The sequence below is a fragment of the Mycobacterium sp. ELW1 genome (assembly GCF_008329905.1).
Lineage (GTDB): Bacteria > Actinomycetota > Actinomycetes > Mycobacteriales > Mycobacteriaceae > Mycobacterium.
In genome coordinates, this window is sequence record NZ_CP032155.1 from 2,942,389 (window position 1) to 2,965,397 (window position 23,009).

Consider the following 23,009-nt stretch of genomic DNA (forward strand, 5'->3'; position numbering starts at 1 on the left):
ATGGACTCGTGACCGCTCCCGCGCTGCTCGCCGGCGTGCGAGTGCTGGATCTGTGCGACCAGACCGGCGACCCGGTCACCCGGCTGCTGGCCGACCTTGGTGCCGATGTCATCAAGGTCGAGGCGCCGGGAGGTAGCCCCGCCCGCCGGGCGCTGCCCACCCTCGACGGCGTCAGCATCCCGTTCGCGCTACACAACGCGAACAAGCGCGCCCTGGTGCTCGATCCCGCCGCCGACGCCGACCGGCGCCGGTTCGTCGAGCTGGCCGGCGAGGCCGACATCCTCGTCGACAGCGGAACCCCCGGTCTGGTGGCGGAGTTCGGCACCTCCGGAGCCGCGTTGGCCGACCAGTTCCCGCAGCTGGTCGCGATGTCGGTCACCGACTTCGGCGCCGAGGGTCCGCGGGCGTCGTGGCGAGCCAGTGACCCGGTGCTCTACGCGATGTCCACGGCGCTGTCTCGGTCGGGACCGATGACGGGCACACCGGTGCTGCCCCCGGACGGTATCGCCTCCACCACCGCGGCCGTGCAGGCGGCATGGGCGGTACTGGTGGCGTACTTCAACCGATTGCGCTGTGGGACCGGCGATTACATCGACTTCTCCCGGTACGACGCCGTGGTGCTGGCATTGGATCCGCCGTTCGGGACGCAGGGTCAGGCCGCGACCGCCCGCAACGCGGCCGAGCGCTGGCGCGGCAGGCCGCGAAATCAGGATTCGTATCCGATCTTCGCCTGCCGCGACGGCTATGTGCGGATCTGTGTGCTGGCGCCCCGGCAGTGGCGCGGCATGCGGGCATGGCTGGGGGAGCCAGAACAGTTCCAGGACCCGGTCTTCGACTCGATTGCCGCCCGCACCAAAGCCTTCGGTGAGCTCGGCCAGTTGATGGCCGCGCTGTTCGCCGACAAGACGATGGCTCAGCTGGTTGCCGAGGGTCAGGCGCACGGCGTACCGATCGCCGCAGTGCTGACTCCGTCGCAAGCGCTGGAGTCCGAGCATCTCACCGAGGTCGGGGCGCTGCTCGACGCCGAGTTGGCGCCCGGCGTGACGGCTCGGGTACCGGCCGGCTACTGGGTGGTCGACGGCAGCCACGCCGGATACCGCACACCGGCACCCGGCCTCGATGGCAACGACACCCGTTGGGCATCAGCGCAATTCGCGCCCGCTTCCACCCAGGCGGTGGGTGCCCGGCCGCTGGCCGGGGTCCGGGTACTGGACCTCGGCGTCATCGTCGCCGGCGGTGAACTGAGCCGGCTGTTCGGCGACCTCGGCGCCGAGGTGATCAAGATCGAGAGTGCCGGCTACCCCGACGGCCTGCGCCAGAAGCGTCCCGATCAGCAGATCAGCGAGTCGTTCGCCCGCGCTCATCGCAACCAGCTCGGCCTGGGCCTGGAGTTGCGCAGCCCCGCGGGTGCCGAGGTGTTCGGCAGGCTGGTGGCCGCCTCCGATGCGGTGTTCGCCAACTTCAAGCCGGGAACCCTGGCCGCACTTGGCTTTACCGCCGAACGACTGCGGGAGCTCAATCCCGGCCTGGTACTGGCCGAAAGCAGCGCATTCGGGGACACCGGCCCGTGGAGCAAGCGCCTGGGGTACGGCCCGCTGGTACGCGCGACGATCGGCGTGACCCGGCTGTGGACGTCGCAGGAACCTGCTGCGCCCACTGCGCGGCATGCGTTCTACGACGCGACGACGATCTTCCCTGACCATGTCGTGGGACGGATCAGCGCGATCGGGGCGCTGGCCGGACTGATCCGACGCGAGCGGGACGGGATCGGCGCCCGGACCCACGTGTCGCAGGCCGAAGCCGCGATCAACCAACTCGACACCCTCTACGTCACGCTGGCCGCCGCCGCGACCGGAGTCGGGCACATCGAGCCGGATCCCGCCGCGCATCTGGTGCTTGCGTGCGCCGGGGATGACGAATGGTGCGTGGTGTCTATTCGGTCCGATGCCGACCGCAAGGCGGTGGCCGCCGTCATCGGCGACACGGAGCTGGCGGACTGGACCAGGGCGCGCTCGCCGCTGCAGGTTGCCGAGGCGCTGCAGGCCGCCGGGGTGCCCGCCGGCCCGATGAACCGGGTCGCCGACCTGGCCGACGACCCGCAGCTGACGTTGCGAAAAGTGTTCAGCGACATGGTCCATCCGCTGCTCGAGCATCCGCTGCCGACCGAGGCCGGGCCGGCGCCCTACCGCCACATCCCGCCCGCGCCCCAGCGCCCCGCGCCGCTGCCCGGCGCAGACACCCGCCAGATCTGTCGCGACGTGCTGAACATGACGGCCGACGAGATCGACCAGCTGATCGCCGACGGCGTGCTGTTCGCTGCGGCCGCCGAAACCCAGGAGCGATGAGATGACCACCGCCGCAGAGATTTTCGTCGATGGAAAGTTCCTCAAGGCCGATCAGGTGCAGCCGGTGATAGAAGCGGCGACCGGTGAGCCGCTGGGCGACGGCGCCAGCGCCACCGAGGCCGATATCGACGCCGCGGTGGCCGCCGCGCGGGCCGCCCTCGCGCAGTGGCAGTCCACCTCGCCCGATCACCGGGCCGACGTGCTCACCGCCTTCGCTGCAGCCCTGGAGAGCCGCGCGCGGTCCACCGACGAACTGGTGAGCCGTGAGAACGGCATGCCGATGTCGCTGTCGCGCGGTGCCAACGGGCGCTTCCCGGCCGCCCTGATGCGCTACTACGCGCAGCTGATCACCGATACACCGATCGAGGAAATCCGCCCGAGCATGATCGGGCACACCGTCGTGCGCCGGGAAGCCATCGGTGTGGTGGCCGCGATCGTGCCGTGGAACTATCCGCAGGCGCTGGCCGCGTTCAAGCTGGCGCCCGCGCTGGCGGCCGGCTGCACGGTGGTGCTCAAGGCCGCCCCCGAAACCGCACTGGACGCCTTGGTGTTCGCCCACGCCGCCCAGGAGGCCGGGCTGCCCGCGGGCGTGCTCAACATCGTTCCCGGCGGCGCGGCGGCCGGCGCCTACCTGGTATCGCATCCCGGCGTGGACAAGGTGACGTTCACCGGGTCGACGGTCGCCGGCCGGGCGATCGGCGAGGTGTGCGGCCGGTTGCTGCGCCCGGTCACCCTCGAGCTGGGCGGAAAATCGGCCGCGATCATCCTCGACGACGCCGACCTGGACGCCACCGTCCAAGGCCTGCGGAACGCGTCGTTCGTCAACAACGGCCAGACCTGCCACCTCAGTTCGCGGATCCTGGCGCCTCGATCGCGCTACGGCGAGGTGCTCGACGCGCTCGTCGGCATGGTCGGTGACCTCACTGTCGGTGATCCGCTGGACAGGTCGACCGATATCGGCCCGCTGGTCAGCGCCCGTCAACGCGAGCGGGTGCTGGGCTACATCGAATCCGGGAAGGCAAGCTCGGCGAAACTGGTTGCGGGCGGCTCGGTTCCGGCCGATCAGCCGCGCGGCTGGTTCGTCTCGCCGACGGTGTTCGCCGACGTCGACAACTCTGATCAGATCGCCCAGGAGGAGATCTTCGGGCCGGTGCTCGCGGTGATCCCGTACGACGGCGACGACGAGGCCGTCGCGCTGGCCAACGACAGCGAGTTCGGCCTGGCGGGCACGGTGTGGTCGACCGACGACGAGCGGGCCATCGAGATCGCCCGTGCGGTGCGCACCGGCACCGTCGGAATCAACGACTACCAGCTGGACTTCCGTGCGCCTTTCGGGGAGTGAAGGCCAGCGGTATCGGCCGCGAGCTCGGCCCGGAGGGTCTGGACGCCTTCTTCGCCCTCAAGTCGATCTACCGGGTCGGACCCGCAGACGACTGAGTGGCCACCCGTGACGCGTCCGCGTCACGAATGGCCACTCAGCTAAGGGTGTGGTTAACCCGGTGCCAGCCCGTGCTAGCCCGTTCCGAGGCAGCCCACGCCGTTGACGCAGCCGCCGGCTCCGCCCGGTCCTGCGCCGCCCTGGACGCCCGGAGCCGATCCGCTGACACCGCCCGGTCCGGCGCCGCCCTGGACACCTGGAGCCGATCCGTTGACACCGCCCGGTCCGGCGCCGCCTTCGACACCTGGAGCCGATCCGCTGACACCGCCCGGTCCGGCGCCGCCTTCGACACCTGGCGCCGTGCCTGTCACGCCGCCGGGCGCCGTGCCCGTCGCGCCACCAGGCGCTGTGGTGTCACCGCCGGCCGGACTGGTCGTCACAACCACGGACGAGGTCGGCGACGTCGTCGTGGTCGTCGACGTGCTCGTCTTGGAACTGTCATCGCTGCTGCCGCAGCCGACGGCAAGCGTCAGTACCGCGGCGCCACCGACCAGTGTCATAGCGGCCCTTGACATCACTCCCGATCCCACAGCCATGCGGCCCTCACTTCCTTGTTAGGGGACGCTTGGGCTTTACCCGCCGCGGCGGTAAACAAATCCTGAACGCGGGCGGGGATCAGTCGAGGGAGTCCCAGAACTGCGTCAGCGCGGTGGCGCCGCGCACCGGATCCTGCAGCATCCACCAGTGTCCGAGCCCGTCGAGCACCTCGGTGCGGGCCCCGGCCTGCTCGGCGGCCGCGCGCCGCTGCTCCTCGGTGCCGACGAAGTGGTCCTCGGTGGCCAGCAGTGACAGACCAGGGCGCGCGGTGGCGTTGACCAGGTGCCGTCCCGCCTCGGCGACGGCGGGCTGCGCTGCCGAGCGGTACAGCGTCAGGATGGCCCGGCCCATCTCGGGTCCCTGCGCGAGCGCCATCTCGGTGGCGACGGCCGCCGAGATGCCCAACCCCGTCATCTGGGCGACGCGGTCGTCGAGCGAACCGCCGATCATCGCTTCGATCAGTGCTTCGCCTTCGCCGGGGGTCTGCCAGACCTGAGCCATGTCGTGCCAGACGTAGTCGGGATGCAGGATCCCCAGCACGTCACTGGCCCAGCTGCGGACCAGTTCGGGGCGGTGGATGACGGCGTTGAGCACATGGCCGCCGCCCCAGTCGTGGCCGACGAGGTCGACGGGGTCGTCGAAGCGCTCCAATTCGCCGATGAGCCAGTCCCGGTAGGCGACCATGGTCGCCGGGAAGTCGTCGGGTAGCGGCGCACCGAAGCCGGGCGGCGACAGCCGCACCACGTCGTCGCGACCGAGTGCCTCGACCAGCGGGCCCCAGATCACGTCGGTTTCCGGATTGCCATGCACCAGAACGACCGTCATGGCGCCATCCTGGCACGGCTGCCTGCGCAGGAGAACCGCCCATCTGGCCGGCGGCCGGCCGATGCTAGGTTTTGACAGGCGTCAAACGCCGTCACGACTACAGATAGGGGCCGTCGATGGATCCTCGGACGCCGGTATTGGTCGCGGCGGGACAGGTCAACCAGCGCGACGACGCGCAGATCGAACCCGTCGACCTGATGGTTGCGGCCGCGCGCGAGGCCGCCGATTCGGCGGTTCTGCAGGCCGTCGACGCCATCCGGGTGGTCAACCTGCTGTCGTGGCGCTACCGCGACCCGGGCCTGCTGCTGGGCCAGCGGATCGGCGCCCGCAACCCTTCGACGTACTACACCGGGGTGGGTGGCAACACGCCCCAGTCCCTGGTCAATCAGGCCTGCCTGGACATCCAGCAGGGTCGCGCCGAGGTCGTCCTGCTCGCCGGCGGGGAGACGTGGCGAAACCGAAAGCGTATGCAGGCCGGCGGAATCAAGCCTGACTGGACTCGTCAGGGTGAGGATGTCGCAGTGCCGCCGGGTGCCGAGGACGAGGTCCCGATGTCCAGCCCGGCCGAAGAGCGCATCGGGCTGCTGCTGCCGTCGCACGTCTATCCGCTCTTCGAGCAGGCGCTGCGGATCGCGCGCGGCGAGAGCGTCGCCGATCACCAGCGCCGGGTCGCCGAGATGTGGTCGCGGTTCAGCGCGGTGGCCGCCGACAACCCGCATGCATGGAGCCGCGAAGCGCGCAGCGCCGAGGAGATCGGGCAGGCCGGTCCGGACAACCGGATGATCAGCTGGCCGTACCCGAAGCTGATGAACTCCAACAACATGGTCAACCAGGCCGCCGTGGTCATCCTGTGCTCGGCCGAGAAGGCCACCGCGCTGCAGATCCCGCGCGATCAGTGGATTTTCCCCTACGCAGGCACCGATTCGCACGACACCTACTCAGTGGCTGAACGCCACGAGCTGCACCGGTCACCCGCGATCCGGATCGCCGGGCGCCGCGCGCTCGAACTGGCCGGGGTCGGCGTCGACGACCTGGCGCACATCGACGTCTACTCGTGCTTCCCGTCGGCGGTGCAGGTGGCCGCCGGCGAGCTCGGCCTGCCCACCGACGACCCGCGGCGACCGTTGACCGTCACCGGCGGGCTGACCTTCGCCGGCGGCCCGTGGAACAACTACGTCATGCACTCCATCGCCACGATGGCCGGGCTGCTGCGCGACGCCCCCGCGGCCTACGGCCTCATCACCGCCAACGGCGGGTTCCTCACCAAGCACAGCTTCGGTGTGTACAGCGCGACCCCGCCGCCGGCGGCCTTCCGATGGGAGGACGTCCAGTCCGAGGTCGACCGCGAACCCACCCGCACCGCGGTGGTCGAATGGGAGGGCGAGGGCACCGTCGAGTCCTGGACCACGCCGTTCGATCGCGACGGCCGCCCGGAAAAGGCGTTCCTTGCGGTGCGGACCCCCGACGACGCCCGCGCGATGGCCATAATCGACGACGCCGACGCGGCGGCGGTCACCGTGGCCGAAGACATCGCCGGTGCGAAGGTCCGGGTGCACGCCGACGGCCGGGCCAACCTGTCCTGATCCGCTTCTCCCGTGGCGAGAAACGGCGATTTTTTCCCCGCGACCTGCTTATTCTCGTCGAAGCACGACGGGGGAACTAGGGGCGTGGCATGCGGATCTTGGTCACGGAAGTCACCGGAGAGCTAGGTCGCGCCCTCGCCCAGAGCCTGCTGGCCGCGGGCCATGAGGTCTACGGCATCGCCGAGCGTGCGCACCGCGACCTCGATGCGGGCGTCGAGTTCGTCGCGGCGGCGCTGAGCCACCCGGTGCTGTACCGGTTGGCCGAGCTGGCCGACGTGGTCGTCCAGTTGCCCGCCGAAGGGCGCGATCTGACCCGCCCCGCCGATGTCGCCCGGGTCTGTGACGCCGCCGCCCGCAGCGGTGCGCGGATCGTGTTCCCGTCGCTGTCCCTGCTGGCTCCGCGCGGCTTTCAGCAGGTGGAGGACCTGGTCAGCACGGGCTGGGCGCCGAGCCTGGTGGTGCGCATCGCCGCGCCGATGGGCCGGCAGGCCGACGCCCTGGTCTGCCGCTCTGTTGCAGCCCTGTTGGACGCCGACGCCACCGGACCGCTTCACGTGCTGCACATCGACGACCTGATCCGATTCCTGGTCCTGGCCGTCGGCACCGACCGCACCGGTGTTGTCGACCTGGCGGGGGTCGACACCACCAACGTCGTCTCCGCGGCGCGGCTCCTCGGCGGTGTGGACCCGCGACCCAGGGTGCGCGGTGTGCCGGGCTGGCCGCAGTTGTGCCCCCCGCTCGACCTGGGCCCCTTGCGAACCGAGTGGGATTTCGAATGCGGTTGGGGTGCAAGCGATGCCGTCGCCGACACGGTACGCGGGCTGCAGGGCCGCAAGATCGGTGCGGGCGGCGCGTTCGCCGTCCCCGGGCGAGTGCCGCTGCCGGTCACCACCGTTCCGCGGGCGACCGGCACCAGGGCCGCACCCGAGGGCACCGACGGTGAATTCGACGACCGCATCGATCCGCGCTTCCCGGTGTTCGTGGCCGGCCCGCTGAGTGAGGCCACGGCAGGCCCGCTCACCCCGATGTCGCTGGATCTTCATCTGAGCGGGTTGCGGCTCGCCGGCCGGTCGCTGGCTGCGCTGCTGGATCTGCGCGGTGCGGTTGCCTGCGAATGGGAGAGCCGCCTGGTCGCGTCCTTCGGCCATCGCATTTATCTGGGCGCCTCGGCCCTCGCGGCCGCCGAGCCGCGACTTCCGGCCCGTGTGGCTGGTCTGTCGCGCCGATTGCGTGCCGCGGCTGACGTGCCGACGCCGGGCCCCGCTGCGCTCGCCACGGTCACCGGCGCCATGTCAGCGACTCGTCTGCAGGCCGGCGCCCGCATGTTCGGCCGCCACCTGCGGGCATACCGCGGCGCCGCGGACGCCGAACGGTGCGACACCACCAAGCTCGAGATGATGCGCGATGCCAAGCTGGATGCCCGAATCCGGCTGCTGCGCAGCAGAGTTCATGAAGGTTGGACGTTGAGTGCGCTTGCGGTCGTGCTCGCCGAGGCGGTCCCGGCGCAGCTGAGCGGGGTGGATCAGCCGGTGAGCATCAGCGCCGAGATCACGTCGCTGGCGCGGGTGTTGCGCGCCCATCCGTACGCGCGCGCCGCGTTGGAGGCAGGTGATATGGCGGCCACCCGCACCGGTGCGCCGATGCTGGCGAGTGCATTCTCCTCGGCGCTGGGCCATCTCGGGCATCGCGGGCCGGGAGCCGTGGAGCTCGCGACGTCGCTGCTCGGTGATCGTCCGGACGCACTGCTGGCGGCGGCCGCCCGGGTGCGCGACTCAGGAGACGATGACCACGCGACGGTGCCTGGTCCGCGGGCCTGCCGGGTGTTGGCCTATGACACCACCCTCCGGTACACCCATCAACTTCGGCTCGCGGTAAGGGAATTGGGCCTTCGGCTGGTGGCGGCAGACAAGATCGCGGTGCTCGACGACGTCTTCGCGCTGACCATCGACGAGGCGCTGGCCGTCCCCGCCGACACCCGGCTGCGCATCAAACGCCGCATCGCCGAACGCGAGCGGTTGCAGGCGGTACGACTGCCTGCCGTCATCGACGGTGCCTGGACGCCCGTGGCCGTAACAGAACCCGCGCAGGTCTCCGACGAGCTGCGCGGAACCGGACTGTTCCCCGGCGTCGCGGAAGGCACTGTCCGGGTGGTCGATTCGGCCGCCGACGCCGGGCTGGGTGCCGAGGACATCGCCGTCTTCTCCGCGGCCGACATCGACGCGGTGGCGCTGCTGGGCACACCTGCCGCAGTGCTGACCGACGGCGGTGCCACGCTGGGCGATGTGGGCGCGGCCGCCACCCACATCGGTGTGCCGTTCGTCGCGGGGGTCGCCGCCGGGTTGTGCACCGGCATGCGGGTCCGGGTGGACGGCTCGGCCGGGCTGGTCACCGTGCTGGCACCTGCCTGCGACGTGGTGCGGGTGTGACGCGGTATACCGTGGCCCGGTGATGTGGCGGACCATAGCGAGGCTCTCGGCACTGTGGTGGGTGCTGATCGCCGGGCCGGCGTTGATCGCCACCCGGTTGCTCGACCACGCCGGCGCCACCTCGGCCAAAGGCTGGGTACTCGGTGTCTGGCTCGGCGGTTACGTCGCGCAGTTCGTTGTGTTCCTGGCGATTTCACGCAGGTCGCCCCGTCCGGCGTTGCTCGGATGGCTGATCGCGTCGACGGTGCCGTGGGCTGCTGACTGGACGAGCCCGCTGTCGTTGTGGTGGCTGGTGCTGTGGAGTGCGGTCGTCGTCGGCTACGCGGTGCGGCTGGTCGTCGCCGTGTCTCGGGTGGATCAGCTGCGCAGCGCCGGGGTGACTGCCACCGGTGTCGTCCTGGAGGTCATCAGGCCGACGTTCAACGTGGTGGTCAACAAGGATGCCAGCCGCCGCGTGCTGCGGCTGCGCGTCGAAGGCGTCGACGGCGCAACACCTTACGAGGCCCGGCTGGCGGCGACGTTCACCCTCGGTGAGCTGCCCGAGTCCGACGACCGGGTGGCGGTGCGGGTCGATCCGGCCCGGCCGCAGCTCGTCGAACTCATCGAGGACGAGCCCATTGTCCGGGCCGCGCCGCAGCCGGAGGACCTGCCGCCCGAGCTGGCCGAACGACTGCAGACCCTGAAGACCATGCGCGACCGCGGTGACCTCACCGACGCCGAATTCGCCACGGCGCGAACGAGACTCCTCGAATCACCCGCCGAGTAGTTCCCGCAGCCGCAGCGCGTTCCGGACGGCGTGACCCTGCCCGTCGTTGTTGAAATACACCAGCACCCGCCGGTCCTGGTCCTGCCATTCCCCGATCCGGTCGGCCCACCAGCGCAGGTCGCTCTCGGTGTAGTCGCCGGCGTAGACCGGCGCGGTGTCGGGCCCGTGCATTCGCACGTAGACCAGATCGGTGGTGGCACGAAGTACGCAGGGCATACCGGGCCCGCTGATGACCACATAGGCGGCGCGATAGCGCTCCAGGAGCTGGTAGACCTGCGGGTCGTCCCAGGACGGGTGACGCATCTCGAGGGCGACCCGGATCCAGTCGGGGATCAGCGACAGGAAGCGAGCAAGTCGGGCGTCGTCGCGTTCGAGATTCGGATGCAGCTGGACGAGAACGGCTTCGCGCTTCTCACCCAAAGCCTGCTGGCAGCGTTCCAGCCGGTCGATCCACGGCTCCGGGTTGTTCAGGCGGCGGTAGTGGCTCAAGCCGCGGTGCACTTTGACCGTCATGGTGAAGCCGTCGCGCAACCGGGTGCGCCAGCCTTCGAAGGTGGTGTCCTTGGGCCAGCGGTAGAAGCTGGCGTTGAGTTCAACGGTGTCGAACACCTCGGCGTAGCGGGCCAGCCGCTTGGCCACCGGCAGCCCCGGGCGGTACAGCACCGAATCCCAGTGGTCGTACGACCACCCTGACGTGCCGATCCGGACGGTCACGCGTCAGCCGGCGATGCGCTGCCGCACGTCGTCGTCCAGGGAGACCCGCACCAGCCCGGCGGCGAGCGGCGCGATCGCGCGGCCGGTGAGGGCAGCCAGCTTGTCGGGGTCGCGGGGGAGGCCGAGTTGCTCGGCGCTGTCCAGTGAGCGTTTGTCGAAATAGGGCCGCACCCATGGCCAGACGTCTTGGACCTCGCGCAGGAAGATGTCGGATCCGGTATCGCCGATTCCAGTGAACTGTTTGAGCGCCTGCCTGGCATTCTTCACGTCGGGTTTGGTGATGCGGGCGAGGGTGCGCAGGTCGTTGCGGTATTCGTCATTGACCCTCGTCGCCAATTCGGTCAACCGCGACGCCGAGCTCTCGTCGTAGCGCACGTAGTGGGCACGGGCGAACGCCTCGATCATGGTCTGTCGATTGGCCGCCATCACGGCGCGCGGTGTGCGCAGGCCCGCCCGAAACAGTTCCCGGGCGGCATGCATCGCGATCGCGGCATCGATCGGCTTACTGGCCAGCATGCACAGCACCAACAGCTGGAACAGCGGCATCGGGGTGTCCCGCAACGTGATTCCCGCTTCCGCAGCATAGGTTCTGCCCGCATGCTGACGTAGGCGCTGAATGAGGCGCCTGGCCTCCGCGTCATCCATCTGCCAGGCGATACCCGCGCAGCGAGCCGACGAAACGACGCGTCATTGTCGCGTCAGACATTCTCAGCGTTTCGTGTCACGCCAGTCGATCATCTTCTCGACCGTGCTCAGGTCGTACCTGCCCTCGGCTGCGCGGACCTCGGTGTGGAACAACGTCGCACCGGCCGCCAGGTAGCCGTCCGCCGACTGCGGATCTGTCCAGAACGTCGAGCGCTCGATATCACCGTCGGCGCGCCCGAAGCCGGCGGCCAGCTCGGCGACCCGGGCACTGGCCTCTCGATACGAGTCGAGGGGCAGGAAGGTGTGCCAGATGTCGGCGTGGCGCGCGACGGCGGGCAACGTGCGCTTGGGGCCGGATCCGCCGATCAGGATCGGGATCTTGCGCAGCGGTGCCGGTTTCAGCAGGCCGAACCGGTGCTCGATGCGCAGCAGGCCCTCGTCGAAGGCGTCGGCCCGGGATTTGACCGTACCGAAGTCGAAACCGTATGTGGTGTAGTCCTTCTCGTACCACCCCGCACCGACACCGAGGATGGCGCGGCCGCCGCTGATGTGATCGACGGTACGTGCCATGTCCGCGAGCAGGTCCGGATTCCGGTAGCCCATGCCCGACACCAGCAGCCCGAGCTCGGCCCGTGTGGTGATCTCACCCCAGGAGGCCAGGGCGGTCCAGCCCTCGAAATTGTTGACGTCCGGCTGCGTGGCCGCCAGCACCGGTTTCGCGTCGGCGATCGAGGCGATGAACGGCGCGTGGAAGTGGTCGTAGCCGAAGATGACGTCGACACCGATGTCCTCGGCGTGCAGAACGGCCCGCCGCCAGGTGGCGTAGTCAGGGGTGTCGGCGGGCTGAATCTGAACGGCGATGCGCACGGGACGGGTCATTCACGCGACAAGCCCGACTTACCCGGATTTATTCCGGCGCTACTTCGGCGGCAGGGTTTTCGCGTAGTCGACGCCGCGGGTGGCCCAGCTCTGCAGCTGACGCTTCGTCCGCACCCCGCCGTCACCGATGCGGATCCAGCCGCGAGTTTCCCGCCCCGCCATGATCATCGGTGCGGTGTGTTCTCGTTCCAGCAGGCCGGCGGTGTCCTCCGGCGGCACTCGCACCATCAGGCCGCCCTGACCGCTGGCGCACACGGCCATGTTGCCGTTGATCAGGAACGCCACCCCGCCGAACATTCGCTTCTCGTCGACGCCGCGTTCGGTGGCGAGCAGTTCCCGCAAGCGGTTCGCGAGGTCCTCGTCGTAGGCCATGTAGAGACGGTAATGCCGGCCGCCGACAACTGTCGGGGCCGGCATCACCTGTGGACTACGCCGCGGCGGTGGCCGCCTCGGCGGCCGGCTCCAGCGCCTGCGCGACGATGTCGGCGACATCCGTCATCGGCTTCACGGTCAGCGCCTCGAGCACCTCGGCCGGGACGTCATCCAGGTCGGCCTCGTTGCGCTGCGGGATGAAAACCGTTGACAACCCTGCACGTTGCGCGGCCAGCAGCTTCTGCTTGACACCGCCGATGGGCAGCACGCGCCCGTTCAGGGTGACCTCGCCGGTCATCCCGACGTCGGAGCGGACCTGCCGCCCGGTGGCCATCGACACCAGGGCGGTCACCATCGTGACGCCTGCGGACGGACCGTCCTTGGGCACCGCGCCGGCCGGCACGTGCACGTGGATCTTGCGGTTCAGCGCCGCGGGATCCACGCCCAGCTGCTCGGCGTGGCTACGCACATAGGACAGCGCGATCTGCGCCGACTCCTTCATCACGTCGCCCAGCTGACCGGTCAGCTGCACGCTCGGCTCGCCATCGGTCGACCCGGCTTCGATGTAGAGCACATCGCCGCCCAGGCCCGTCACCGCCAGTCCGGTCGCCACGCCCGGCACGGCGGTGCGTTCCGCCGATTCCGGGGTGAACCGCGGACGGCCAAGGTAGCCAACCAGATCCGGCTCATCAATGGTCAACGCCTCGTCGGAGGCAGCCAGCTTGGTCGTCGCCTTACGCAACGCCTTGGCCAACAGCCGCTCGAACTGCCGCACACCGGGCTCCCGGGTGTAGTCCGCGGCGATCTTGCGCAGCGCCGCGTCGGTGACCGTGACCTCCTCGGGGGTCAGCGCCGCGCGGTCGCGCTGCCGGGGCAGCAGGTACTCGCGGGCGATGGCCACCTTGTCGTCCTCGGTGTAGCCGTCGATCTGCACCAACTCCATGCGATCCAGCAGGGCCGAGGGGATGTTCTCGATCACGTTGGCCGTCGCCAGGAACACCACGTCGGACAGATCCAGATCCAGGTCCAGGTAGTGATCGCGGAACGTGTGGTTCTGCGCGGGGTCCAGGACCTCCAAGAGGGCGGCCGACGGGTCGCCCCGGTAGTCGGAGCCGACCTTGTCGATCTCGTCGAGCAGCACGACCGGGTTCATCGAACCGGCCTCGCCGATCGCCCGGACGATCCGGCCGGGCAGTGCGCCGACGTAGGTGCGCCGGTGCCCGCGGATCTCGGCCTCGTCGCGCACGCCACCCAGGGCGACGCGAACGAACTTGCGGCCCAACGCCCTGGCCACGCTTTCTCCCAGTGACGTCTTGCCGACACCGGGAGGACCGACCAGCACCATCACCGCACCCGAGCCGCGGCCACCGACGACCTGCAGACCACGTTGTGCGCGACGGGTACGCACGGCCAGATACTCGAGGATGCGGTCCTTGACGTCGTCCAGCCCGTGGTGGTCGGCATCCAGGATGTCGCGGGCCGCCGTCAGATCGGTGGAGTCTTCGGTGCGGGTGTTCCACGGCAGGTCCAGGACGGTGTCGAGCCAGGTGCGGATCCAGCCGCCTTCGGGGCTCTGTTCGCTGGAGCGTTCCAGCTTGCCGACCTCGCGCAGCGCGGCCTCCCGGACCTTCTCCGGCAGGTCGGCCGCCTCGATGCGGCCGCGGTAGTCATCAGAACCGTCGGGTTCGCCTTCGCCGAGTTCCTTGCGAATCGCGTTGAGCTGCTGGCGCAGCAGGAATTCCTTCTGCGTCTTCTCCATGCCCTCGCGGACGTCCTGCGAGATCTTGTCGCTGACCTCCACCTCGGCCAGATGCTCCGACGTCCAGTCGATCAGGACCTGCAGGCGGGCGGCCACGTCCTCGGTCTCCAGCAGCTGACGCTTCTGGACGTCGGACAGATACGACGCGTAGCCGGCGGTGTCGGCCAGCGCCGACGGGTCGGTGATCTTGTTGACCACGTCGACGATCTGCCAGGCCTCGCGGCGTTGCAGCATCGCCAGCAGCAGCTTCTTGTACTCCGCGGCGAGTGCCTTGGTGTCCTCGGTGGGCTCGGCCGCGGTTATCTCGTCGACCTCGACCCACAGCGCGGCGCCGGGCCCGGTGGTTCCGGACCCGATGTGGGCGCGGCTCTCACCGCGCACGACGGCAGCGGCGCCGCCGCCGGGGATGCGGCCCACCTGCACGATCGACGCGATGACGCCGTAGGTGGGGTAGCGATCGTCCAGTCGTGGGGCGATCAAGAGCTTGCCGGTCGGGGTGGCCTGCGCCGCGTCCACCGCGGCACGCGCGGCGTCATCGAGTTCGATCGGCACCACCATTCCCGGCAGCACGATCGGCTCGCTGACAAACAGGACCGGCACAGATTTGGCTTCAGCCATCAATCCTCCAAAGTTCAGTCTGACCGACTCAACCTTGACCGGTTCCAGTTTGTTCCCCGCGCGAACCGCACAGACAAAGCAGCGAGCCTGCCGCCGGGGGGTGGCGACAGGCTCGCTGTTGTTCGGGGTGGATCAGCCGGCGGAAGGAGTTGCTCCCAGAACCCGCTGCATGTCCGGGATCATCGCCTGGAGCTGCTGTCCCCAGTAGCCCCAGCTGTGGGTGCCGTTCGCGGGGAAGTTGAACACGCCGTTGCGTCCACCAGCCGCGAGGTAGTTGTCCATGAAGGTCTTGTTGGTGCGCAACGTGAAGCCTTCGAGGAACTGAGCGGCCATCAGGTTGCCGCCGCCACCGGAGGTATCGAGATCCGACGGCGTACCGGTGCCGCAGTAGATCCAGATCCGGGTGTTGTTGGCGACCAGCTGGTTGATGTTGACCATCGGGTCGTTGCGGCGCCACGCCGGATCAGACGACGGACCCCACATGCTCTGCGCGTTGAACCCGCCCGCGTCGTTCATCGCCAGACCGATCAGCATCGGCCACCAGCCCTCGGAGGGGTTCAGGAAGCCGGACAGCGATGCGGCGTAGGTGTACTTCTGCGGGTAGTAGATCGAGTAGGTCAGCGATGCGCTACCGGCCATCGACAGACCGACGACAGCGTTGCCGTTCGGGTCGACCCCGTAGTTGGCGGCCAGGTACGCCGGCAGCTCCTGGGTCATGAACGTTTCCCACTTGTAGGTGTAGTTCTGCCCGTTGCCCTGCGACGGCTGGTACCAGTCGGTGTAGAAGCTGGACTGTCCGCCGACCGGCATGACGGTCGACAGGCCCGAGCCGTACAGCCACTCGAACGCCGGGGTGTTGATGTCCCAGCCGTTGTAGTCGTCCTGGGCGCGCAGGCCGTCGAGCAGGTACACCGCGTGCGTGCCGCCGCCCTGGAACTGGATACGGATATTGCGTCCCATCGCGGCGGACGGGACATCGAGGTAGAGAACCGGGAGTCCGGGCTTGGAGAAGGCGGCCGAGGTCGCCGACCCGCCGACGACACCGATCAGGCCGGGCAGAGCGAGTGCGGCCACGAAGGCTGCGGCCACGCGGCGCAACCAAGTGCCTCGCATCTTATCGACGATCTTCATGACGGAAACCATCACCTTTCGTACGTGTATCACAGTGGAGAAGTGCTGTGCTCTGGCAGCTAATCACGGTGCGTAGCGCCGACTCGGCACGCGCAGCGGTGTGGCATATCGCGGTTCGCTAACGATCAGGCGACGCGGGGGACTCGGGATCGCCAGTACACCAACGGCTTTGACCGCACATCGATAACAGGAAGGTCACGCTGCGACAACGATAGAGTGGAGGCATGGACCCCTTCGAGCTGCACCGCTTCGTCGACGCCCAGGACCGCGTGTACGACCAGGTGCTCGCCGAGTTGCGGGCCGGGGCCAAGCGCAGCCACTGGATCTGGTTCATCTTCCCTCAGCTCGCTGCGCTCGGAAGTAGTTCCACCGCAAAGCGTTTCGGCATCTCATCGCTCGCCGAGGCGCAGGCCTACCTGGCGCATCCGGTGCTCGGGCCGCGGCTGCGAGAGTGCGCGCGCCTGGTCCTGGCGATCGAAGGCCGCACTGTCGACGACATTTTCGGCTGGCCGGACAATCTCAAGGTGCGCTCGTCGATGACGCTGTTCAGTGCGGCCACCGATGACGACGCCGATTTCGTGGCGGTGCTTGACAGGTTCTACGGCGGCGAGCGGGATACCCGGACGCTGGAGCTGCTATAGCGGGCGCAGCACCAGCCAGCCCTGGGGCGGGACCACCACCTCGTCGACGATCTCTTCGGGAGGTGCCGCGGTGCCGCCCACCAATTGGGCCTGCCTGCCGATGAGCGTGGCGACCGGCAGGGCCATCGGCACGTCGTCGATGTTGAGCGCGACGATCAATGCGTCATCACCGTTGCGTGTCTCGTAGGCGTAGCCGCGGTTGTCCACTTGCAGCGCTGTGGTTTTCGCCTCGTACAGCCAGGGATTGCGCCGACGCAGGCCGATCAGGTACTGGTGCAGATTCCAGGTCTCGCGCCCCGCGGCGTCCAGCGGGACGGGTGGCGCTCCGAACTCGGGACGTACCGCGTCGTCGCCGCCGGCCCGTTCTTCCTTGACGCCGCGGTAGCCGAGTTCGTCTCCGGCGTAGACGCTGGGGACACCGCCGGTGGTGAACAGCAGCACCAGCGCGTGGGCCACCTGCTCGGGGCGGTCCAGCTTGCTGGCGATCCGGGTGACGTCGTGGTTGCCGACGAACGTCAGCGGCGCGAATCTGGCCAGGAAGTCGTTGTGGCGCTGCAGCGCCCAGTCCAACTCGTGGAAGTTGCCGTCGTTGAGGCTGCTCCAGATCGCCTTCCACAATTCGTACTGGGTCACCGAGTCGACTCCGGAGCCGTCGACGAATGCGGCGTAGTCGCCGTGGATCACCTCGGCGACAAACCAGGCGTCGGGATGGGCTTCGCGGACCCGGGGGAGCACCTGTGCCCAGAACGACTCCGGTACCGCATACGCGGCGTCGAGCCGCCAGCCGTCGGCGCCCCGGGCCAGCCAGTGGTTCATGACGTCGACGGTGTAGTCGACGACGGCCGGGCTCTTGTGGTTGAGGGTGATGAGCTCGCCGTGACCCTCGAAGGTGTGGAAGTGGCCGGGGCGGCCGCGAAACCACGACCGCGCCTCGGGGTCACTGCCCTCGACGGCGCGCTGATAACGCTCGAATTCGGTTCCCACATGGTTGAACACGCCGTCGAGCAGGACCCGCAGTCCACGCTGATGTGCTTCGGAGACAAGGTGATCGAAGTCGTCGTCGTCACCGAGCCGCGGGTCGATGCGGAAATGATCGGTGGTGTCGTAGCCGTGGGTGCGGGAGGCGAAGACGGGGCCCAGCGCAAGTCCGGAGGCGCCGAGCTCGACGGCGTGGTCGAGCCAGTCGACGAGGCGGCGGAGCCGGTGCTCTCCGGGGCCGGGCGGTTCGGCGGCGGGGAAGGCGCCGACGAAGCCGAGCGGGTAGACGTGCCACCAGATCGCGTGGCGCACCCAGTCGCTCATGGCGCGAACTTCGCGGCGTAGAGGGCCATCATCTCGTCGCGGTACTCAGGGGCTGGGCCGTCGACCGTCAGCCGTGGGGCGACCGCGGTGATCGGCAGGGTGGCCACCGGCGGCAGTGGCACCTGCCAGCCGGTGAGCCATTCGGCCAGCTGGGCACCTGCGACGGCAAACACGATGCGGCCCAAGCCAACCCAGGCGTGGGCGGCCGCGCACATCGGGCAGTGTTCGCCGGAGGTGTACACGGTGGCGCGGGCCCGCTGCTCGGGGGAGAGGTGGGCGGCCGACCACTGTGCGATCGCCAGTTCGGGGTGGGCGGTGGCGTCGCCGCCCGCGACGTGATTGTGGTCCTCGAACAGGACCGTGCCGTCGGCGTCGACCAGGATGGAGCCGAACGGTTCATCTCCGGCGTTCAGCGCGGTCCGGGCAAGCTCGACGCAGCGGCCGAGCCGCCGGAGGTCCTGCTCGTCGAGCGCCACGTCCTCACCTTACGCAACCGGTGTCGGTGGATGGCGGAAGCGCCAAAGCTCCAGTAGCCGCATCGGATCGACCGGTGAACCGGGACGGCCGCGGGCCAGTGGGTAGCAGGCGAATCCGACGAACAGCGCAACCAGGTGTCCGACCGGGGTGAATGTCGGCGTGATCGCCACCGCGCCCACGCAATAGGCGAGCGCGATGAACAGGTAGAGCCAGCGCCACGGACGCGCGATGTGGTAGGTCAGCAGTCCGACGATCCCGACGGCGAAGTAGCTGACGCCGATGTCGCGGGCGTTGAGGTAGCGCGGTGAGATCAGCGCCTCCTGGATCTGCCAGTACAGATAGCCCTCACTGGCGTAGGTGGCGACGATGTGGGCGATCAGCCCGGCGATCACGAAGCGCAGACGGCCCAGCCAGCGTTCGGCCGGGGCCAGGAAGAGGCAGAACATCACCAGATACGGCCACCAGGCTGCGCCGTCGAGCCACAGCAGGCTGGTGATGAGCACCCGGATCGGGTCGGAGGCCAGGTGGTGGAGGTTCGTCGAGTCTTTGCGCAGCAGTTCCAGCAGGTGCCAGCGCGGTAGGAGGTGCTGGGCGATGGTCGTCAGGAACAGCACCGCCAACCAGCCGAACGTGACCGGTGCGGTGCCGATGAAGTGCACGACTCGGCCTGGCCAGCCGCGCCGGGTCGGCAGGACCGGCGAGGGGGGTTCGAGGCCGTCGTGCACCCACCGAGATTACTGCCTCAGTGGCAACAGTCCTTGCTGAGAACCTCCAGCCGGCACAGGCACGACGCCAGGATCGGGACGTCGGCGCGGGCTTTGGCCAGTTCGAGCTGCCGCCCGATGATCACCGCTTCGGCGTCACGGCCGAGCCGCTGAAGACATTCGTGGTAGCCGTGCAGGCTCCACACGTTGCCCGGATGCTGGCACGGCCGGCTCAGCGTCGGGTCGAGGCCGAGGTCGGCGGCGTACACCGCGGCGGCGTCCTCGACGCGCCCCTGCTCGAGCAGGAGTGCACCGTAGGCGTGCCGGGTCGGCTGCATCCAGCCCCACGGTTCGTCGTAGGGAAGCTCGTCGTCGAGTGCGATCGCCCGCCGCAGATGCTCAAACGCCGCCTCGAAATCGCCCTCCCGGTAGGCGATCTCACCGTCGAGCATGGCCGCCGCGACAGCCAAGATGTCGCGGCTGGTGTTGTTGAACAGATACCGCGAGTCCGGGACGCGCGCATAGGCGGCGGCGAACGCCTCGCGCTCGGCGGCGGCCTGGGCCAGCTGCCCCTTGGCGGCATGCGCGACCCCGCGCCCGTAGTGAATGGTTGCCGTTGTCGTGCAATACAACTCGGTATCGGCCGGGAGGGGCTCGGCGATCAGGTCGTCCCAGCGGCCGAACCGGATCAGCACATGCACCCGCAGCGGTACGAACGCTTCCAGCCAGTCGGCCATCGGCGGCGACTCGATGGTGAGCAGTTCGGGGGTCAGCTGCCCGGACAGCTCGTCGGCGGCCGCCAGCGCGATCTGCGACTGGCCGGCGAACATCGCCGAATAGACGATGAAGTGCAGATCGTGGGCCCGGTAGAGCGAATAGAAGTTCAGCGGCCCGGCGTGCGCGACGAAGCGCCGATCCGCCGCCACCGCGGATTGGTTGGCCAGCACCGAATCTCGGTAGTTGCCGCACAGCACGTCGATGTGCGACGGCATGTGCTGCAGATGGCCGGCGTCGGGCACCAGGCCGCGCAGCAGGTCGGCGGCAGGCAGCGCGTCCTCGGGATGGGCCGACATCTCCATCGCGTGGATGTACAGGTGCAACACACCGGGATGGGCGCGCCCGGCGTCGGTGCGCAGCGCCGCGTCCAGCAGGGCCTTGGCCTCCACCACCCGTGAGCCGGGGGCCGGCTCTCCGGTTGCGGTGTCCCACAACGCCCATGCCGTGATGTTCACCAGCGCATCGGCGGCCAGCGCCAGGACGTCGACGTCATCGGGGTACGCCCGCGCGAGTTCGGCCATGGCTTCGGCGTAGGCGACGTGGCCGGCCGCCAGAGCGTCGGCGTCGTCGGGATCGTCGGTGGGGAACCGGGTTGCCAGCGCCGCGATCAGGGCGTGCTCGACGACGCTGCCGCGGCTCGTGGCGGCCAGCTTCAGTTCCATCCGGGCCCGGGCCAGTGAGGCGGTCAGGTCGACGGGATCGAAGGCGTCCCAACCCTTGTTGTAGTTCGGGCCGATCGCGTACGCGATGCCCCACCGGGCGATCGCGAGATCGGCGTCGAGCGCCAGCGCCCGTTCGAAGCAGGTGATCGCCTCTTCGTGGTTGAAGGCGTAGGCCCACACCAGTCCGCGGTCGAACCACACCTGCGCCTGCGGCGACGGGGTGTCGACGGGCCGGTGGTAGGCGCCGAGGTCGTAATACGGCTCGGTGTCGCCGAGTGGAACCGTCATGCTGCACACCCTAGGTCAGCGCGGCGAGGGCGGATACCGTTGCAACCGACCAGAACGAAAGGGTGCACACGTGATTCGCTGCGTGCGTTTGTTCACCGGAGCCGACCAGCAGTCCCACGTCGAGATCGGCCGTCTCGACCTGACGCCGGGGCGCAACGACGACCTGGTGTCGGCGGCGATGTCGTCGACGCGGGTGACGGCGGAGGAGACCGCCAGCGGCGGCACGCTGGCCTGGCACACCGCGCCGGTGCGCCAGCTCGTCGTGACGCTGGCCGGCACGCTGGTGTTCACCACTCGCGACGGCGAGGAGTTCACGCTCGCTCCCGGCGACGTGCTGCTGGCCGAGGACACCGCCGGCTCCGGCCATCAGTGGAGGTTGGTCGACGCCAACCCGTGGCGCCGGCTCTACATCGTGCTCGCCGACGGCGCCGAGGTCCCGTTCGTCGCCGACTGACCCGGCCTAGTGCCCGGCGACGATGTCGGATTCGTCGACGGTCACCGGCTCCTTCGCCGCGGGCAGCAGCGAGTACAGCAGACAGACCACCGCGAAGAACAGATAACCCAGCGCCACTTGGGGATTGGCGGCCCACGCGATCTCGGGTGCGTGGATCAGGCCGACGAACGACAGCGCCGCGGCCACCACCGACGCCAGTGCGGCGTAGCGGAACTTCTTCTCCAGGATGAACGTCACCATCGTGCCCAGCAGCAGGCCGACCAGGATGGCGCCCTCACCGAGGGTCTGCAGCCCGTCGTAGACCACGCCGGCGCCGCCGAGGGCGTCCATGCCGACCTTGGCCGCCGATGTTCCGGCCGCGTTCAGGGCGTTGTCGATCAGCCCGCTGGCCCACTGCGCCAGGTTGGGCAGCAGCGCAGCGACGACTGCCACCGCGTGCAACCGGGGCACGGCCTGGAAGGCCTGCGCGCCGATCAGCAGACCGATGTAGAGCAGGATCGGGACGATCGCCGGCACCGGCAGCAGCGCGGCCAGTACCCCGAACAATCCGAGGAAGCACAGCAGACCGATCACCACGCCGCTGGCCAGGGAGTAGCCCGCGCGGCCGCCGGCGTCCTTCCAGCCGGGGTGGCCGATGTAGACCGCAGGCGGGAACGGGGAGCCGAACGCCGAGCCGACCACCGCGCCGGCGCCGTCGGCCAGCAGCACGCTGCGCAGGTTGTAGTTGTCACCCGCGGCCGCGGCGCTCTCCACGTTGCTCATCGCCTCGGTGAAGTTGTAGACGCCCAACGGGATTGCGGTGCCCAGCAGCGGAGCCAGATGCGCCAGGCCCGAGCCCAATAGATCGAGCCGCAGGTCGGGGATGCCGATCGCGATGTCGGAGACGGCCTGGCTGACATCGGGCGCCGACATGAACCCGCCGATCCAGCCGATCGCGGTGCCGACCAGCAATGCCACCAGACCGACGGGGATGTTGCCCGGGAGCTTCACGTCGGTGAAGAAGCCGATGAGGATGATCGCCAGCACCGGCAGGCCGATCCAGGCGGCCTCCCACATCTGCGCGGCCGGGCGCATCGAGATGAACGTGATCGAGATGCCGGCCAGGGTGCCCAGCATCGCCGCGCGCGGGGTGAGCTTGCGGATGTAGGGGCCGACGAACCCGCCGATGATGACGATGACGCCGATCATGAACGCCCAGGCCAGGCCTGACTTCCAGGCCTCGATCGGATCCTTGGTGGCCAGGTAGACCGGCAGCATCACGACGAAGACCACAATGAACATGTGCGGGACGCTCGGCCCGTACGGCAGGGCGGTGACGTCGGTGCGATTCTCGCGCCGGGCCAGCCGCCGGGCCAGGAACGTGTAGTAGAGGTTGCCCAGCACGAGGGCCACGCCGAGCGCGGGCAGCACGGTGCCCAGCACATCGTCGGCAGGCAGCTTGACGACGCCGATCATCAGCGTGGTCAGGGTGAGGACGTTGACCAGGATGTTGAATCCGAGCCCGAAGAAGGCGTTGAGATCGCCGCGGGTCCACCACGGGATCTTCAGCTCGCTCGACGGTGTCGCGGGCTCGGTGACGTCGGTGCTCATCGGCATGCCTTTCTGGCGCGTCGGGACGTCGAGCGCTACCTGGTGATTCTCGACGCCAGCGTTCCAACCAGGGGTC

Annotated in this window: 19 protein-coding genes and 1 pseudogene; 7 read left to right on the forward strand and 13 right to left on the reverse strand. The window is 69.1% G+C overall.

Features of this window, described 5'->3' with window-relative positions; all coding sequences use genetic code 11:
- The first annotated feature begins 8 nt into the window (after positions 1–8).
- On the forward strand, positions 9–2,345 hold the full coding sequence (locus D3H54_RS13730; protein WP_286199232.1) for a CaiB/BaiF CoA transferase family protein: 2,337 nt from the start codon (positions 9–11) through the stop codon (positions 2,343–2,345).
- A 1-nt stretch (position 2,346) separates the two neighbouring features.
- Positions 2,347–3,782 (forward strand): annotated as a pseudogene (locus D3H54_RS13735) (aldehyde dehydrogenase).
- 75 nt (positions 3,783–3,857) lie between these two features.
- On the opposite strand, the gene D3H54_RS13740 reads toward D3H54_RS13735, so the two are convergent.
- Positions 3,858–4,298, reverse strand: coding sequence for a hypothetical protein (locus D3H54_RS13740; protein WP_149379499.1), 441 nt, complete (start codon positions 4,296–4,298; stop codon positions 3,858–3,860).
- A 100-nt stretch (positions 4,299–4,398) separates the two neighbouring features.
- Positions 4,399–5,145 (reverse strand): alpha/beta fold hydrolase, encoded by a 747-nt coding sequence (locus D3H54_RS13745; RefSeq protein ID WP_149379500.1) that lies wholly within the window; start codon positions 5,143–5,145, stop codon positions 4,399–4,401.
- A gap of 116 nt (positions 5,146–5,261) precedes the next feature.
- On the opposite strand from D3H54_RS13745, the gene D3H54_RS13750 reads away from it, so the two are divergent.
- The 3 genes from D3H54_RS13750 (at position 5,262) to D3H54_RS13760 (ending at position 9,920) form a co-directional block, all read left to right on the forward strand.
- Entirely contained in the window at positions 5,262–6,728 is a 1,467-nt protein-coding gene (locus D3H54_RS13750) for an acetyl-CoA acetyltransferase (RefSeq protein ID WP_149379501.1), read from the forward strand.
- A gap of 89 nt (positions 6,729–6,817) precedes the next feature.
- Positions 6,818–9,154 (forward strand): hypothetical protein, encoded by a 2,337-nt coding sequence (locus D3H54_RS13755; RefSeq protein ID WP_210419695.1) that lies wholly within the window; start codon positions 6,818–6,820, stop codon positions 9,152–9,154.
- Positions 9,155–9,176: 22 nt separating this feature from the next.
- On the forward strand, positions 9,177–9,920 hold the full coding sequence (locus D3H54_RS13760) for an SHOCT domain-containing protein (RefSeq protein WP_168214858.1): 744 nt from the start codon (positions 9,177–9,179) through the stop codon (positions 9,918–9,920).
- On the opposite strand, the gene D3H54_RS13765 is transcribed toward D3H54_RS13760, so the two are convergent.
- The 6 genes from D3H54_RS13765 to D3H54_RS13790 form a co-directional block, all read right to left on the reverse strand.
- Positions 9,906–10,634, reverse strand: coding sequence for a DUF72 domain-containing protein (locus tag D3H54_RS13765; protein WP_149379503.1), 729 nt, complete (start codon positions 10,632–10,634; stop codon positions 9,906–9,908). The genes D3H54_RS13760 and D3H54_RS13765 overlap by 15 nt on opposite strands.
- Positions 10,635–10,637: 3 nt before the next feature.
- Positions 10,638–11,279: an endonuclease gene (locus D3H54_RS13770; protein ID WP_149379504.1), complete on the reverse strand. Its 642-nt coding sequence runs from the start codon at positions 11,277–11,279 to the stop codon at positions 10,638–10,640.
- 63 nt (positions 11,280–11,342) lie between these two features.
- Positions 11,343–12,158, reverse strand: a complete 816-nt coding sequence (locus D3H54_RS13775) for an LLM class F420-dependent oxidoreductase (protein ID WP_149379505.1) — start codon at positions 12,156–12,158, stop codon at positions 11,343–11,345.
- 39 nt (positions 12,159–12,197) lie between these two features.
- Positions 12,198–12,530, reverse strand: a complete 333-nt coding sequence (locus D3H54_RS13780; protein ID WP_149379506.1) for a TfoX/Sxy family protein — start codon at positions 12,528–12,530, stop codon at positions 12,198–12,200.
- A 55-nt stretch (positions 12,531–12,585) separates the two neighbouring features.
- Positions 12,586–14,907 carry an endopeptidase La gene (gene lon, locus D3H54_RS13785; protein ID WP_149379507.1) on the reverse strand — a complete coding sequence of 774 codons (2,322 nt, stop codon included), beginning with the start codon at positions 14,905–14,907 and terminating at the stop codon, positions 12,586–12,588.
- Between the two features lie 132 nt (positions 14,908–15,039).
- A complete protein-coding gene (locus tag D3H54_RS13790; protein ID WP_149379508.1) occupies positions 15,040–16,038 on the reverse strand; it encodes an esterase family protein in 999 nt (332 codons plus the stop codon).
- Positions 16,039–16,262: 224 nt separating this feature from the next.
- On the opposite strand from D3H54_RS13790, the gene D3H54_RS13795 reads away from it, so the two are divergent.
- A complete protein-coding gene (locus D3H54_RS13795) occupies positions 16,263–16,679 on the forward strand; it encodes a DUF1810 domain-containing protein (protein WP_149379509.1) in 417 nt (138 codons plus the stop codon).
- Here D3H54_RS13795 and D3H54_RS13800 read toward each other — a convergent pair.
- The 4 genes from D3H54_RS13800 to D3H54_RS13815 are packed head-to-tail and all read right to left on the reverse strand — an operon-like array spanning position 16,674 to position 20,889.
- Complete coding sequence (locus tag D3H54_RS13800) at positions 16,674–17,981, reverse strand: alpha-amylase family glycosyl hydrolase (protein WP_149379510.1); 1,308 nt, start codon at positions 17,979–17,981, stop codon at positions 16,674–16,676. The genes D3H54_RS13795 and D3H54_RS13800 overlap by 6 nt on opposite strands.
- Complete coding sequence (locus tag D3H54_RS13805; protein WP_149379511.1) at positions 17,978–18,457, reverse strand: nucleoside deaminase; 480 nt, start codon at positions 18,455–18,457, stop codon at positions 17,978–17,980. Before D3H54_RS13805 ends, D3H54_RS13800 begins: the two co-directional genes overlap by 4 nt.
- Before the next feature lie 9 nt (positions 18,458–18,466).
- On the reverse strand, positions 18,467–19,183 hold the full coding sequence (locus D3H54_RS13810) for a rhomboid-like protein (protein ID WP_286199233.1): 717 nt from the start codon (positions 19,181–19,183) through the stop codon (positions 18,467–18,469).
- Between the two features lie 17 nt (positions 19,184–19,200).
- Positions 19,201–20,889, reverse strand: a complete 1,689-nt coding sequence (locus D3H54_RS13815; protein ID WP_149379512.1) for a tetratricopeptide repeat protein — start codon at positions 20,887–20,889, stop codon at positions 19,201–19,203.
- Between the two features lie 70 nt (positions 20,890–20,959).
- Between D3H54_RS13815 and D3H54_RS13820 the strand changes: the two genes are divergently transcribed.
- On the forward strand, positions 20,960–21,343 hold the full coding sequence (locus D3H54_RS13820; protein WP_149379513.1) for a cupin domain-containing protein: 384 nt from the start codon (positions 20,960–20,962) through the stop codon (positions 21,341–21,343).
- A gap of 6 nt (positions 21,344–21,349) precedes the next feature.
- Here the strand turns inward: D3H54_RS13820 and D3H54_RS13825 are convergent, their stop codons facing one another.
- Positions 21,350–22,933 carry a SulP family inorganic anion transporter gene (locus tag D3H54_RS13825; protein WP_149379514.1) on the reverse strand — a complete coding sequence of 528 codons (1,584 nt, stop codon included), beginning with the start codon at positions 22,931–22,933 and terminating at the stop codon, positions 21,350–21,352.
- Between the last annotated feature and the right edge of the window lie 76 nt (positions 22,934–23,009).

Coding starts and splice junctions, on each gene's coding strand:
- D3H54_RS13740 (WP_149379499.1), bottom strand. CDS start 4,298: ATGTCAAGGGCCGCTATGACACTGGTCGGTGGCGCCGCGGTACTGACG.
- D3H54_RS13745 (WP_149379500.1), bottom strand. CDS start 5,145: ATGACGGTCGTTCTGGTGCATGGCAATCCGGAAACCGACGTGATCTGG.
- D3H54_RS13750 (WP_149379501.1), top strand. CDS start 5,262: ATGGATCCTCGGACGCCGGTATTGGTCGCGGCGGGACAGGTCAACCAG.
- D3H54_RS13755 (WP_210419695.1), top strand. CDS start 6,818: ATGCGGATCTTGGTCACGGAAGTCACCGGAGAGCTAGGTCGCGCCCTC.
- D3H54_RS13760 (WP_168214858.1), top strand. CDS start 9,177: ATGTGGCGGACCATAGCGAGGCTCTCGGCACTGTGGTGGGTGCTGATC.
- D3H54_RS13770 (WP_149379504.1), bottom strand. CDS start 11,279: ATGGATGACGCGGAGGCCAGGCGCCTCATTCAGCGCCTACGTCAGCAT.
- D3H54_RS13775 (WP_149379505.1), bottom strand. CDS start 12,158: ATGACCCGTCCCGTGCGCATCGCCGTTCAGATTCAGCCCGCCGACACC.
- D3H54_RS13780 (WP_149379506.1), bottom strand. CDS start 12,530: ATGGCCTACGACGAGGACCTCGCGAACCGCTTGCGGGAACTGCTCGCC.
- lon (WP_149379507.1), bottom strand. CDS start 14,907: ATGGCTGAAGCCAAATCTGTGCCGGTCCTGTTTGTCAGCGAGCCGATC.
- D3H54_RS13790 (WP_149379508.1), bottom strand. CDS start 16,038: ATGAAGATCGTCGATAAGATGCGAGGCACTTGGTTGCGCCGCGTGGCC.
- D3H54_RS13795 (WP_149379509.1), top strand. CDS start 16,263: ATGGACCCCTTCGAGCTGCACCGCTTCGTCGACGCCCAGGACCGCGTG.
- D3H54_RS13800 (WP_149379510.1), bottom strand. CDS start 17,981: ATGAGCGACTGGGTGCGCCACGCGATCTGGTGGCACGTCTACCCGCTC.
- D3H54_RS13815 (WP_149379512.1), bottom strand. CDS start 20,889: ATGACGGTTCCACTCGGCGACACCGAGCCGTATTACGACCTCGGCGCC.
- D3H54_RS13825 (WP_149379514.1), bottom strand. CDS start 22,933: ATGAGCACCGACGTCACCGAGCCCGCGACACCGTCGAGCGAGCTGAAG.